This is a genomic window from Microbacterium sp., assembly GCF_041641055.1.
Classification (GTDB): domain Bacteria; phylum Actinomycetota; class Actinomycetes; order Actinomycetales; family Microbacteriaceae; genus Microbacterium.
This window is the reverse complement of the sequence record NZ_JBEPZB010000051.1, coordinates 1-13369: the sequence shown is the minus strand read 5'-3', so window position 1 is coordinate 13369 and position 13369 is coordinate 1. Positions and strand designations below refer to the sequence as shown.

General features: G+C 69.2%; 9 protein-coding genes, 1 tRNA gene and 2 pseudogenes. 5 read left to right on the top strand and 7 right to left on the bottom strand.

Features of this window, described 5'->3' with window-relative positions; genetic code table 11:
• From ACESK8_RS17530 to ACESK8_RS17520, 3 genes and pseudogenes are all read left to right on the top strand, one after another.
• A pseudogene (locus tag ACESK8_RS17530) lies at positions 1–314 on the top strand (hypothetical protein); the annotation flags it as partial.
• 45 nt (positions 315–359) lie between these two features.
• Positions 360–722 (top strand): hypothetical protein, encoded by a 363-nt coding sequence (locus ACESK8_RS17525; RefSeq protein ID WP_372969778.1) that lies wholly within the window; start codon positions 360–362, stop codon positions 720–722.
• A 16-nt stretch (positions 723–738) separates the two neighbouring features.
• A pseudogene (locus ACESK8_RS17520) lies at positions 739–996 on the top strand (DUF1214 domain-containing protein); the annotation flags it as partial.
• A 57-nt stretch (positions 997–1053) separates the two neighbouring features.
• Here ACESK8_RS17520 and ACESK8_RS17515 read toward each other — a convergent pair.
• From ACESK8_RS17515 to ACESK8_RS17505, 3 genes are read right to left on the bottom strand one after another with little or no spacing between them, the layout of a single operon-like run.
• On the bottom strand, positions 1054–3504 hold the full coding sequence (locus tag ACESK8_RS17515; RefSeq protein ID WP_372969777.1) for a glycoside hydrolase family 2 TIM barrel-domain containing protein: 2451 nt from the start codon (positions 3502–3504) through the stop codon (positions 1054–1056).
• Positions 3501–4517, bottom strand: a complete 1017-nt coding sequence (locus ACESK8_RS17510) for a Gfo/Idh/MocA family protein (protein WP_372969776.1) — start codon at positions 4515–4517, stop codon at positions 3501–3503. Before ACESK8_RS17510 ends, ACESK8_RS17515 begins: the two co-directional genes overlap by 4 nt.
• Before the next feature lie 5 nt (positions 4518–4522).
• Positions 4523–6013, bottom strand: coding sequence for an MFS transporter (locus ACESK8_RS17505; protein ID WP_372969775.1), 1491 nt, complete (start codon positions 6011–6013; stop codon positions 4523–4525).
• A gap of 128 nt (positions 6014–6141) precedes the next feature.
• On the opposite strand from ACESK8_RS17505, the gene ACESK8_RS17500 reads away from it, so the two are divergent.
• Positions 6142–7161: a LacI family DNA-binding transcriptional regulator gene (locus ACESK8_RS17500; RefSeq protein WP_372969774.1), complete on the top strand. Its 1020-nt coding sequence runs from the start codon at positions 6142–6144 to the stop codon at positions 7159–7161.
• A 153-nt stretch (positions 7162–7314) separates the two neighbouring features.
• On the opposite strand, the gene ACESK8_RS17495 is transcribed toward ACESK8_RS17500, so the two are convergent.
• A tRNA-Ser gene (locus ACESK8_RS17495) sits at positions 7315–7405 on the bottom strand.
• A 252-nt stretch (positions 7406–7657) separates the two neighbouring features.
• On the opposite strand from ACESK8_RS17495, the gene ACESK8_RS17490 reads away from it, so the two are divergent.
• On the top strand, positions 7658–8434 hold the full coding sequence (locus tag ACESK8_RS17490) for a hypothetical protein (protein ID WP_372969773.1): 777 nt from the start codon (positions 7658–7660) through the stop codon (positions 8432–8434).
• Between the two features lie 656 nt (positions 8435–9090).
• On the opposite strand, the gene cydC is transcribed toward ACESK8_RS17490, so the two are convergent.
• The 3 genes from cydC to cydB form a co-directional block, all read right to left on the bottom strand.
• The gene (cydC, locus tag ACESK8_RS17485) at positions 9091–10758 is read right to left on the bottom strand and encodes a thiol reductant ABC exporter subunit CydC (RefSeq protein WP_372969772.1); all 1668 of its coding nucleotides are present in this window, start codon (positions 10756–10758) and stop codon (positions 9091–9093) included.
• Positions 10755–12434 carry a thiol reductant ABC exporter subunit CydD gene (gene cydD, locus ACESK8_RS17480; protein WP_372969771.1) on the bottom strand — a complete coding sequence of 560 codons (1680 nt, stop codon included), beginning with the start codon at positions 12432–12434 and terminating at the stop codon, positions 10755–10757. Before cydD ends, cydC begins: the two co-directional genes overlap by 4 nt.
• Before the next feature lie 103 nt (positions 12435–12537).
• On the bottom strand, positions 12538–13369 hold an 832-nt coding region (gene cydB, locus ACESK8_RS17475), incomplete at its 5' end, for a cytochrome d ubiquinol oxidase subunit II (protein WP_372969770.1).

Below are 13369 nucleotides of genomic sequence, written 5' to 3'. Positions count from 1 at the left end.
CGGTGCCCACGTTCGGGCGGCGACCCGTCGAGTGGGAGACGATCTACGACCGCGACAGCGTTGTCGTCCAAGTCGCCTCGAAGGAGGCGCTCCTCGCCATGAAGCTCCGCGCCAATCGCCCGGGGCGTGACGTGGACGACATCCGCAAACTGCTCGCCCTGTGCAGCCTCACCACGCTGGCGGAGGTCGAGGAGCACTACGAGGACTTCTATCCCGGTGACGGCCTCACCGACCGCGCTATCGGCATGGTCGAGCGAATCCTCGACGGCGGACTGCCGACAGTGGTTCCCTCGCCCGGACCAATCGACCTCTGACGCCACGGCGGGCGACGACGTTCTCAGTGAAGGGTTTCACCCCGGTTGAGCATCGCCACGTACCCGGCCACGCGAGCAGCCCGCGAGGCGGACCGTTTGCCACTGTCGGTCTTCCAGGATGCGGGCCTCAGCGCGAATTACGAGGGGCTGGCGCAGTCGGAGGGCATCGCCGCGTTCGAACCCGCTGCCCCTGAGGAGCTGCGGATGCTCGAGCGACTGGGGTTCGCCATGACTCAGTACCTCTCCACGTCCGTCGATTTCGCCGATCCGTTCGTCGTGCAGCTCCGTCAGATCGGTCTGACCGTGCGCGGGGGTCTCGCGTGGCAGAGCCTTTCGGACGCGACGCGCCGAGGCTTGGTCCGAGCCGTCGACCACCGTCGACGCCGACGGAGAGCCGCTCACGGGTGACCGGCAGTACCGGCTCAGGTTCGAACCGGGCGCGCTGCCTCCCGTCTCCGTGCTGTGGAACCTGTCGATGTACGACACCGGCGAGTTCTTCATCCCGAACGACTTCGGCCGATACTCCATCGGCTCCGCCACCGATGGCGTCACTCACGACGACGATGGTGGTCTCACGCTCCTCATCCAGGCAGAGCAGCCCGACGACACCGCCAACTGGCTCGGAAGGCGATGCACTGAAGGGTCGCCCTGGCGATCGCCCAAGGGATCCATCGCGCCCTGAGGGGCCGCGCGCGTGCGCCCGCGACCCCATCCGTCCCCCCTTAGCCGCGCCTTGGCCTCACGTTCGGGCTGCCACTCCGAGATGATCCAGTTCCTCGAGTAGGACGGTCGCCGGCGCTATCACATCGCCGGCGGAGACCGTCACGGTCACCGCCCCGGGTCCGGTCCGGCGGACGACGGCAAGCGCCAGTCCGTCGAACGTGTGATGCTCCGGTCCGTCATAGGTGTCCGCCGGGGCCGGATTCCCGCTGCCCACTGCCGCGAGCGCGGCATCGCCATCCACGCGAACGTCGATGAGCCGATCCGCGCCGGTGTCGACCCGTCCGTCCGCATCGACGACGGCGATCTCGATGAAGACCAGCTCTTCCGAGGTGCCGTGCTCCACTCTCGTCGCGAGGCGGGCGGCGTCGCCGGCGCTGGTGAGGGAGAACGACTCGGCGCGTTCGCCACGCCGGATGGCCGTGGCGGTCAGCGTGCCCGGGCGGTGCGGGACGGTGAACTCGGCCTTGAAGCGGTTTTCGGCACCCGCAGCGGCCGTGCCGATCACGTCTCCGTCGAGTGCGAGTTCGACCTCTTCCGCATCGCTGTAGACCTCGACCGCGAGCGGCGCTCCCTCCTGGCCGGCCCAGGTCCAGCTCCCGATGCTGTCGCTCCAGGTCCAGGGCCCCGCGTAGAACGTCCTGTCCTCATTGCCCGGGCGGGTCACGGCGATGTACGGGCTGGTGCGGAGCCCGAAGACGATCTCCCGATAGAACGACGCGGGGCGGCGGGAGCCGATCAGGTCCAGGTCGCCGCACCAGGCGGCGATCCAGGGATACGGTCCGCTGAGACTCGGCGTCTCGCCTTCGGCGAGGTGGTGGGCGCGGCCGAGCCCCACCTCCCCGAGGTAGTCGAACCCGGTCCAGGTGAAGTCGCCAATGACATGCGCGTTCTCGGTGACGAGGGCCCAGTTGTGGTCGATGCGCGTGGGGAACGTCTCTGTGCCGACGATCACGCGATGGGGGAACAGCTCCTTGTCCATCACGTAGCGGGCGTCGAGGTAGTTCATGCCGGCGATGTCGAGCACGCCGAAAGACTCGGCGGTCTTCTCCGTGACCAACGGCGAGGTGCCGATCTGGTTCATGAACTCCGCCGGGCCTGCCATGAGCGTGTTGATCCCGGCGGCATCGCCACCGCCCTCGTCTCCGCGTTGCGCGGCGAGCTTCTTCATGTCGTCCATGACCGCGAGCATCCCGTTGACCGCATTCGTGACGTACCGCGTCGGGTCGAGTTCGCGCACCTTCTCGGCGAGCGCGCGACCGGTGAGCCCGCCGGCAGGCGAGCCGGTTTCGGGAATCTCGTTGCCGATGGAGTACATGATCACGGACGGGTGGTTGAAGTCCTTAGCCACCATCGATTCGACGTCGCGCTCCCACCACTCGGTGAAATGGAGCGAGTAGTCGTGGGGCATCTTGGTCGAGGTCCACATGTCGAAGGTCTCGTCCATGACGTACACGCCGAGCCGGTCGCACGCCTCGAGCATGGCGACGCTCATCGGGTTGTGCGAGGAGCGGATCGCATTGAAACCGGCTTCCTTGAGCAGCCGCACCCGGCGCTCCTCGGCGTCGGCGAACGTCGCCGCCCCGAGGATCCCGTTGTCGTGGTGGACGCAGGCCCCACGGAGCTTCACGACCTCGCCGTTCACGCGCAGCCCGTGCACGGGATCGACCTGGAGCCGGCGGATGCCGAAAGCTGCGGATGCATCGTCGACGGCCGCTCCGTCGACGATCAGCTCCACCGCGGCGGAGTAGAGAGTCGGGCTGTCGGCGCTCCAGAGCTGCGGCGCGCGGACATAGAGCCGCTGTCGGCTGCGGGACTGTCCGTTCGCGTCGACGGTCACCGGCACGGTGCCGCGTGCGACGGTCGTTCCGTCGGCGTCGGCAAGCACGACGGAGACGTCGACCGTCTCGCGGCGGTTGCTCGTGCTCGCGACGACCACGTCGACCTCGACCATGGCGCCATCCGGTTCGATGTCCGTCGCGCTGACCCGGACTCCGTCGACCGGGAGGTGGACGGCCGGTCCGACGTGGAGCCAGACGTCGCGGTAGATGCCCGCCCCGGTATACCACCGGGAGTCTCCGCCGTGCCGCGATTCGACTTCGATGAGGTTCTCTTCGCCCGAGCGGAGGAACCGGTCGGCGTCGATTGTGAACCGGGAGTAGCCGTACGGACGCTGACCGGCGAAGGCGCCGTTGATGTGCACGGTCGCGTCGCGGTAGACGCCCTCGAACTCGAGCACGATCCGCTGGCCGGCGAGGCCGGCCGGTGGGGTGAACGTCTTGCGGTACTGATACGCGCCGGCGGGGAAGTACGCGACGGCGCCTTCTCCGTCGGGATCGCGATCCTCGTGGATCAGGGCATCGTGCGGGAGGGTGACGTCCGTGTACGGCGTGCTGAGTCCGCCGAGTTCGGCGAACGGGTTCTGCTTCGGTCGGAACTGCCAGCCATCGTTGAAAGCCGTGCGCTTCATCGGGTCTCCTTCGGTCGTGCGGTGGGGCTGCTCAGGGATTCGCGGACGGCGTCGAGCACCTCGAGGGTGGCGATGCTGTCCGCGAGGGAGTGGGTGGGGTGCTCGGTCCGGTACTCGGTGATCGCGAGCGTCACCGCCTCGAGCATCGGGACGTATCCGTTGCCTCGGCGATCGTGGTGCGTGCGGTGCTGCTCGGTGAGGGCGCGAGCGATCGACCCCACGCGCGTCGTGAACTCATCCGCAGCCCAGAACGGTGCGGGCACCGTCATCCACCCGTCGGAGCCGCTGACGGATGCCGTCGGCTCGATGTACTCGACCATCGATGCGCTCAGCTGCGCGAATCGATGGTCCTCGTACTCGAAGGTGGCGTGCGCGGTGAGGTCGACGCCGTCGTCCCTGACGCGACCGGTCGCGTGTATCCGCGAGGGTCGCCCCAGCACGTCGAGTGCGAGGGTGACCGGATAGATGCCCTGGTCGAGAAGCGTGCTGCTGGCGCGCTGTGCGGTCCAGCGGGTGGAGTCGGCGGGCCCGAACGGCAGTCCGAATGACGCGCGCACGCTCCTGACCTCGCCGATGGCCCCGCCTCGCGCTGCGGCGACCAGATCGCGGTATGCGGGATTGAACCGCATCCACATGGCCTCCATCGCGAACAGCCCGGTCGCTGCTGCAGCCCTCGCGATCTGCCGGCCCTGCTCCGCGCTCACGGCCATCGGCTTCTCGATGAGGACATGCTTGCCCGCCTCCAGAGCGGCGATCGCGATCGCCGCATGGGTGGAATGCGGGGTGGCGATGTAGACGGCGTCGACGGTCGGGGCGTCGAGCAGTGCGGCCACGCTCCCGTGGGCCACGGCGAACCCGTTGTCCGCCGCGAACGCGCGGGCTCGGTCCGGATCCCGGGAGCACACCGCCTGGCGGCGTGCTCCCGGAGTGAGGCGGAGGTCGTCCGCGATGGACTGGGAGATGAAGCCGGTGCCGACGACCGCCCAGTTCACCTCTGCACCGTGCGTGGTCACAGCGCTCAGTCGTTCGAGGCGGATTCCGTCGCGACCCGGCGGGCGGCGAGGTCGCGCTGGATCTGGGAGAGGTTCTTGTCGATGTTGAGGAACCAGATGATCACACCCATGAGCACGGCGACGATGAGCGGAAGCCAGAGGTAGAGGAAGATCTCCATGCTGACCGCGCTCGCCGGCTGGGTCGTCGCCTGACCGTCGTAGCTGCCGGCCGCCAGCAGCCAGCCGACGAGGGCGACACCGAGTCCTGCGCCGAAGTTCTGCCCGGCGGTCGCGGCGGCGTACGTCATGCCGTCGAGTCGGTAGCCGCTCTTCCATTCGCCGTAGTCGACGACGTCGGCGACGAGGGCGAACAGACCGGCCGCGGCGGGGATGCCTCCGATGGAGCGGACGAGTCCACCGGCGATCACGAGGGTGATGTTGCTCGGATCGATGAGCGAGATGAGGATGCCGATGACGGTGACGACGACGCCGATCAGGATGAGTGTGCGCTTGCCGAAGCGGGCGATGAGCGCGGGCATGAACCAGAGGCCGATGATCAGAGGGAGAAGCTGGACGAGGCCGAGGAAACTGTAGATGTTCGGGTCGCCGAGCACGTCTTTGGCGAAGTAGATGCCGACGCCCGCCGTGCCCGTGAGCAGGTAGTTGAGCAGGAAGAATCCGAATGCGAGGAAGAAGTACGGGTTGCCGGCGAGGATGCGCAGCGACTTGCCGAGCGGAAGCTTGTTCCCGTCATCCTGTTTCGTCGTCGCCTTGACGCGCTCCTTGGTGCCGAAGAACACGATGAGGAACGTGATGGCGGCGATGATGCCGTAGACGACCGAGATCATGGTCCAGCCCGCCTGGCCCCCGCCGTTCGCGGTGACGACCGGAATCGTGACGAAGTTCACGACCAGCGTGGTGACCAGGGCGAAGAACGTGCGGATGACAGTGAGGGAGACGCGCATCTTCGAGTTGCTCGTGATCACCGAGAGCAGCGTGTGGTACGCCAGGTTGGACCCGACGAACCCGACGCCGAGGCAGAGGAAGTACATCGCGAAGGCGTAGAACTCCTTGGCCCCTTCGCCGAGCCCGGCGGGCACGTTGAAGAGCAGGATGAACGAGACGACCACGACCGGAGTCGAGAACAGGATCCAGGGTCGCGCCTTCCCCCAGCGAGTGGAGGTGCGGTCGATGAACGTTCCGAGGATGAGATCCATGGTGCCGTCGAGCACGCGCCCGAAGAGCAGCAGCGTTCCTGCGATCGCTGCGCCGATCCCGACCGTGTCGGTGAAGTAGAAGAGCAGGAATGCCGAGATCGGCGCGAAGATCAGGTTGCCGCCGATGTCTCCGACGCCGTACGCGAGCCGCTCACGGACCTTGAGCTTCTGACCGCTCGGGTCGCCGATCGTCTCACCGACCGCGACGGCGGCCAGCGACGCCGTCACCGACTCCTCGGCGCTCGCGGCCACCGCGGCGCGCTGTTGCGCCGCCGAGGTCCGGGTCGAATCCTTGGCCATGGCTGACTCCTTCGTCATGAAATGGGACCGGTCACAGTGATCGGCAGTGTCACGTGTCAGTGACACGCGACACCACGGTAGATGCTGCTGGTGTCACGTGTCAATAGCGATGTGACAGACTGGGGGCCATGACGGTGGATCTGCAGCCTGCTCGACGAGCCACGAGCAAAGACGTGGCCGCGAGCGCGGGGGTGTCCCGTTCGACGGTGAGTCAGATCCTCAACGGCGACGAGCGGTTCCCTGCCGAGACCCGCGCCCGCGTCCGGGCCGCCGCGGAAGCTCTGAACTACCGACCCTCGCGGGCAGGGCGCGCGCTCGTCACCGGCCTCAGCGACATCGTCGTGCTGGTGGTCCCCCACGCGACCTTCGGCCCTCACCTGCAGGACTCCGTCGATCGGATCACGGGTGCCAGCGCGACCGCCGGCATGAGCGTCGTCGTGCGATTCGCGCGGATGCAGGACGAGACGACTCTCACCTCCGTGCTCGACCTGCGACCGGCTGCCGTCGTCGACTTCGGCGTCTTCACCTCGCAGCAGCGGGAGCGGATCGAGGCATCCGGAACATTGGTCGTCCCTCGGCGCGCGTACGCCACCGAGGCCGCCGACCCCGATCCGATCGATATCGAGATCGGACGGATCCAGGTCCGCGAACTGCTGCGGAACGGCCCCCGGCGCCTCGTCTACGCAGCGCTCGAGGACAAGCGCCTCGACCCGTTCGGGCCGCCGCGTCTCGAAGGGATCCGACGCGAGGCGCGGGAGCACGGTCTCGAGCTGCCGCTCACTCCCCGCATCCCGCTCGATGTCCACGGCGCCACGAAGACATTGAAGGAGGTGCGCGACAAGGCGGGCACTGGTCCTCTCGGCATCTGCGCCTACAACGACGACGTGGCGATCGCGGTCGTCGCCGCCAGTCGCGAGCTCGGACTGCGGGTCCCCGAGGATGTCGCCGTCATCGGCGTCGACAGGACGGCCGTCGGTCAGCTCGTCAGCCCGCGGCTCAGCACGGTGGCGATCGATCAGCCTCTCCTCATGGATGCACTCGTCCAGGAACTGGCCGGCCTCTCTACGCGCGGCGCGGATGTGGACTCCCGGCCACACGAGCTCGACCTCGGTCGCGTGCTGGAACTCGTCCGCGGGGAGACGACGTAGTCGTAGCCGGCGCCTACCTCACCGAGCAGGGAACGGACGTCTTCACTGCCCCCTGCGGACGGGACTTGGCGTCAGGCATCTCGAAACCTGCACCGAAGGGTGCCACGCCCCACCCCGGATACGGGAAAACCCCCGATTTCTCGGGGGTTTCCATGGCGGTGACGGTGGGATTTGAACCCACGGTAGGGGGTTACCCTACACAACTTTTCGAGAGTTGCACCTTCGGCCGCTCGGACACGTCACCGCGGACTAGCTTACGACACACCGCGCCACGGCGCGAATCGAGCCGTGGCGCACCGGACACCGTCTGCGGTGTCGACTGCACCCCTTTTTGTCCGGCCCACGGCCGAGTGGGCAGCGGACCTCCGAGTTAGGATGGCCTAACGGCATCCAGCGGGATGAACGGAGCCATCCTTCGGGATGAGCGGAGCCATCCTTCGGGATGAGCGAAGCCATCCTTCGGGATGCACCGAGGTCGAGGCACGGAGGGGACGCAATGGGCTTCATCACATCGGAGGCGCTGGCAGAGACCGGCTACGTCGTCCTCGACGACCACGACCAGGCATCCGACCCCGCCGAATGGCTCGACCTCGAGTACATCGGCTGGCGTTCGTCGGGCGTGACCCGCTTCGCCCCGCTCGCCAGCTACGCCGGGCAGATCGAGTGCAACGGCTTCTGGAACCAGACCCCTCCCCGCACCGACAAGGACGGCGTCTGGGTCGAGTCGCAGGTCGCGATCGCCCCGACCCTGCAGCGGCGCGCCCTCGAGCCGGGCGCCGGAGTCGGGCGCTGCCGCGTCATCGAGCTGCAGCCCAATGAGTACGCGGATGCCGTCTACAACCTGCACCAGGACGACAACAACCGCCTCAACGAAGACGGCACCGGCTGGGTCGTGCGCGGGTATTACAACCTGTCCGACGATTCGGATTCGTTGCTGCTCCTGCGCTCCGACCGCTTCGACCCGGCGACCGAGATCCGCCTGCCGTTGCGCGAGGGATCCCGCATCATCGTCGACACTCAGCGCTTCTGGCACGCGGTCTGGCACCGCGGCACCGCCCCGCGCTACGCCCTCATCACCTCCTGGACGTCAGGCCCCGAGCTCGACGCCTACATCGAGGCGAACCACGGCGACCCGCACCCGACGACCGTCGACCTCGACCCGCAGCTCGTGGACGACGCGCAGGTCGAACTCCACCGCCGCATCGAGGAACGCCGTCGGGTCTTCGAGGCGCAGGGAATCGTCATGGAACCGCGCGCCGACCTCAACGTCTGACCCGACCCCGCACAGGTTCGGAGTCGCGGCCTGCCACGCCGGGCCCACCGGGCACAACTTCGGAGTCGCGGCCTGCCGCACCCGGCCGCACCCAGCCGCCACCGGGCACAACTTCGGAGTCGCGGCCTGCCGCACCCGGGCACAACTTCGGAGTCGCGGCCTGCCGCACCCGGGCACAACTTCGGAGTCCGGCCCGGACACGCCGGATAGAGGGCGGATGCCACGGCGCGCCGCCCGCCGCATCCGAAGCTGTGTTCGCCCGTACCCGGGACGAGACCGATCCGGGTACGAACAGCCCCGAGACATAGTTCCGACGTCACGGCCTGCCACACCCTGCCACACCGGGCACAACTTCGGAGTCCAGCCCGGACACGCCGGATCGAGGGCGGATGCCACGGCGCGCCGCCGGCCGCATCCGAAGCTGTGCTCGCCCGGAGGCTACCCGGGACGAGGCCGATCCGGCACGAACACCCCTGGACATAGTTCCCCCGTCCAGGCCGGCCGCACCCGGCCGCCCCCTGCCGCACCGGGCACAGCTTCGGAGTCCAGCCCGGACACGCCGGGTGGAGGGCGGATGCCCCGGCGCGCCGCCGGCCGCATCCGAAGCTGTGCCCGCCCGCCGGCACCCGGCCACGGGGCCGAAACGGCACCCGGACCTATCCGGCCACCGTCCGACCGTCTTCGATCCGCACGACCCGGTCGACGGTGCCCGCAGGCGGCGCGACGTGCGAGATGAGCAGCACCGACTGCTCCCCCGCGGCCTGCAGCAGATCGCGCAGCAGGGCATCGGATGCATCCGGATCGACTCCGGCCGTCGGCTCGTCGAGCACCAGGACGGGGAAGCCACGCAGCAGCGCCCGCGCCAGGGCGAGGCGCTGGGCCTGCCCGCCGGAGACGAGACCGCCGCGATCGCCGACCCTGGCATCCAGGCCACCGCGTTCGCGCACCCAGTCACCGAGGCCGACCCGGTCGAGCACGGCGAGCAGCTCGTCGTCGGTGGCCGTGTCCCTGGCGAAGAGGAGGTTCTGCCGGATGTCCTCGTCGAACAGCTGCGGACTCTGCTCGCACAGGCCGATCGCGCGGCGCAGCGCGGCCCCCGACAGCCCGGCGGCATCCCGCCCGCCGACCGAATACTCCCCCTCGACCCGCAGGAACCCCACCAGCGCAGCCGCGAGAGAGCTCTTGCCCGCTCCGCTCGGCCCCGAGACGAGCACCCGTTCGCCGGGACGCAGATCGAGGTCGATTCCGCGCAGCGCGGGCGACCCGCCGGGCCACCAGGCCCGCACATCGCGAAGTCGCAGCGCGGGCACGGCGTCGATCTCAAAATCCTCCCCGTCGTCCGTTCGCAGCTCGGCGGGAGCGTCTGAGGGCAGCACATCGAGGATCCGCTCGGCACTCGACCGCACGCTCCGCCAGGATGCCGCGGCGATCGGCACCGCCCCGAAGACCTCGAACACCACCATGGGCACGAGCACCGCGACGGCGAGCCAGGGGCCGTCGATCGCCCCCGTCTGCAGTCCGGGAGCTGCGACAGCGAGCGCCCACACCGATGCGGCACCGGCGACAGCCGAGACGACGCCGGCGGCGACCGCCTGCGCGAGGGAGGCGGTGCTCACCGCGCGGCGCAGCTCGGCATCCGCGTTCCGCACCCGCTCGCGCGCCTGCGGCTCTGCGCCGTAGGCGAGCAACACGTCCAGTGCGCCGAAGTAGTCGGTCAGCGCCGCCGACAGATCGCCACGCCGGCGCGAGACCGCGGCTTCCGCACGGGACCCGAACAGCCAGCCGAGGCCCACGGCCGCGGCGGCCGCGATCACCAGGCACGCGGCGAGGGTGAGTGCGGCAGGCACCGAGACGAACGCGAGGAAGCCGACCGCGCCGAGCGCGACGAGCCCGGCGACCGCGAGGGGTTGCACGACCCGCAGCGGAAGGTTCTGCAGGTTCTCGACGTCGTCGACGAGCGCCGAGAGGACCCGACCGTGGTCGGTGCGGCCGAGCCCGGCGGGCGACAGCGGTGTCAGCCGCCGCACCATGTCGGCGCGGGTCGAGGCGAGCTGACGCAGCGCCGCATCGTGTCCGCTGAGCCGTTCCAGATACCGGGTCACCGCGCGCGACACCGCGAAGAATCTCACGCCGACCACCGCGATCGACAGGGGCACGAGCGAGTCGACGATCGATGCGCTCACGATCAGCCAACCGCTGACGGCGAGCAGGCTCACCGCGGCCCCCGCCGACAGGAACCCCCAGATCAGGCCGGGGAGGAAGCGACGGATCGGCGGCTGCGCCAGACGCAGGATGCCGCGCACCCGGGCGGAGTCCGTACTCATGCGGACACCCCCAGCTCGACGACCCGGTCGGCGATAGCGCGGGCCGAGCGGCGGTGCGACACGAGGAGGATCGTCGCCCCGGCATCCGCGCGTGCCCGCAGAGACTGCCAGAGCCGTTCCTCGGTGTCGGGGTCGAGTGCGCTGGACGGCTCGTCGAGAGCCAGCACCGCATCCGGTCTTCCGTCATGGCGGTAGAGCGCGCGGGCGACGGCGACGCGTTGTGCCTGCCCTCCGGAGAGTCCGCTGCCCTGCACGCCGAGCTCGAGCGTCGGATCGAGGTCGGACGCGCACGCGTCGTCGAGGGCACGACGGATGCGGCCGGCATCGGGGTCGTCGTCACCGAGCGCGACGTTGGCCGCGATCGTGCCGCGGCTCAGCTGCGGCCGCTGCCCACTCCAGGCCAGCCACTCGGAGGGAGCGAGAGCCCGCACATCGACGCCGCCGACCGTGGCCGCGCCCTCGAACTCGACCGCCCCGCGCAGAGCCGCGAGCAGACTCGACTTGCCCGCACCACTCGGACCCTCGATCAGGGTGATGGTTCCGGGCGTCGCGGTGAACGACACGGGCGGCAGATCACGCACCCGCAGGTCGGTGACAGCCACGTCTCGCGCGCCGCTGCTCCACAACTCCGGAGAAACGCCACCCGTAACCCCCGAATCGGCAGATTCCGGCGACATCGCACCCGGATCTCCGGAGTTGTGGAGCGAGCCCGCCCGAGCCTCCGCCCGAGCCTCCGCCGCATCGAGCACCTCGAACACGTCCTCGGTCGCCGCGACCCCCTCCGCGGCGGCATGGAACTGCACGCCGACCTGCCGGATCGGCAGGAACGTCTCGGGCGCGAGCAGCAGCACGAACAGCCCCACCTCGAGCGAGAGGTCACCCGACAGCAACCGGAATCCGACCGCCACGGCGATCAGCGCCACGGCGAGTGAGGCCAGCAGCTCCATCGCGAACCCCGACAGGAACGAGAACCGCAGCACCTTCATCGTCTCGCGGCGGTACTCGTCGGCCGTGTGCTCGATCTGTGCGGCGGCCCGGTGTTCCCGCCCGAACAGGCGCAGCGTCGAGAGCCCTTGCACCGTGTCGGCGAACCGCGCCGCCAGCCGCTGCAGCGTCTGCCACTGCGTGCGCTGCACCGTGCGGGTCGCTATGCCGATGAGGATCAGGAACAACGGGATCAGCGGCAGCGTGATGAGCGCCGTCAGTCCACTCGGCCAGTCCTGCCACCACATCACCGCAAGGAGCACCGGCGTCGCGACGACCGTGAGCACCAGCTGCGGGATGTAGCGGGCGAAGTACGCGTCGAGCGCCTCCAGCCCGTGCCCTGCGGTGACGGCGAGCCCGGCCTGATTGCGCTGAGCGAGCCAACCGGGTCCGAGTCGACCGACGGCGGCGATCAGCGCGGCCCGCAGCTGCATCCCGGTCTTGGCGGCGGCGCGGGTTCCGGCGGCATCCGAGGCCGCGATCAGCACACCCCGCAGGGCAGCGAGTCCGAGCAGCGAGAGCAGGGATGCCGCGACATCGCGCCCCGCGAGCGCGCCGGTGACGGCATCCGTCAGCATCCACGCGAACGCGATGGTCACCGCGGTCTGGACGACTCCGATCGCGCCGGAGAGCAGCAGGAATCCCCGCGCCGCGCTCGCGTACCGCAGCAGCCGGACGTCGACGGGCTTCATGCCTCGGCTCCGTCCGGCTCAGGGCGCACACGATGCCCCGGTCTGCACAGGGAATCGGTGAGAACCTGTGCAAACCGGGGCGAGGTGTGCAGTGCGGGAGTTCTCACGCGTGCGCCGGAGCCCCCTCGATCGAACTGCGGGTGACGCGCTTGCGGAAGATCCAGTACGTCCACGTCTGGTACGCGAGCACCAGCGGCAGGGCGATCAGGGCGGTCCAGCTCATGATCGTCAGCGTATACGGCGTACTCGAGGCGTTCTCGATCGTGAGGCTGAAGGCCGGGTCGATCGTCGACGGCATCACGTACGGGAACAGCGCCGCGAACAGCATCACCACAGCGGATGCCACGGTGACGGCGCCCGCCGTGAAGGCCCGCCCGTCGTGACCGCGCATCGAGAAGAGCACCGACGCGATCAGGGCGAGGGCGGCGACGAGCCCGCATCCGATGACCATCACCGTCAGCGGAGACTCGCGGTCCCCGGCGATGCCGACGGTCCAGAGCACGGTGCCCGCGGCGGCGAGCACCGTCGGCCCGGCGGCGAGCTTGACCAGGCGACGAGCGTCCGTGTGCACCTGCCCGTCGGTCTTGAGCGATACGAACAGCACGCCGTGCAGGAAGAAGAGCAGCAGCGTCGTGATGCCGACGAGCAGCGAGTACGGGTTCAGCAGCGCGAAGAATCCGCCCACATAGATGTGGTTCTCGTCGATGGCGACCCCCTGCACGATGTTGCCGAAGGCGACACCCCACAGCAGTGCCGGCACGGCCGATCCGATCACGATCATCCGGTCGAAGCGCCGCTTCCACTCGGCTCCCTCACGCTGGTGCCGGTACTCGAACGACACCCCGCGCAGGATCAGCGCGAGCAGGATCAGCAGCAGCGGCAGGTAGAACCCGCTGAACAGCGTCGCGTACCACTCGGGGAACGACGCGAACAGG